Origin of the sequence: Halorubrum sp. SP3, from assembly GCF_005435195.1 — an archaeon.
GTDB lineage: Archaea > Halobacteriota > Halobacteria > Halobacteriales > Haloferacaceae > Halorubrum > Halorubrum sodomense.
In genome coordinates this window covers 1-220 of the sequence record NZ_SGTU01000772.1, presented here as the reverse complement: position 1 = coordinate 220, position 220 = coordinate 1, and the positions used below count along the sequence as shown (strand labels likewise).

Genomic DNA, 220 nt, shown 5'->3' with positions numbered 1-220 from the left:
CGAACGTTGAGAGATACGCGATCCGGTCGTGAACCTCCTCGTCATCCAGCTCCAGTTCCGCGGCCAGTTCGTCGACGGTCATCGGTTCATCGAGTGCCTGGAGGACTTCGAGCCCCCGGTAGTACCTATTCGTGAGCTCTTGGACGCGGGCCTCGATCGGCGTGGTCACTCCGTACCGCTCCTCGAGTTCGACCAGGGCCTCGTTCGCGAACGTGGCGAA

Annotated in this window: 1 pseudogene; it reads right to left on the bottom strand. The window is 62.3% G+C overall.

The annotated features are described in order from the left end of the window. Positions 1 to 220: pseudogene (locus EXE42_RS18195) on the bottom strand (hypothetical protein); the annotation flags it as partial.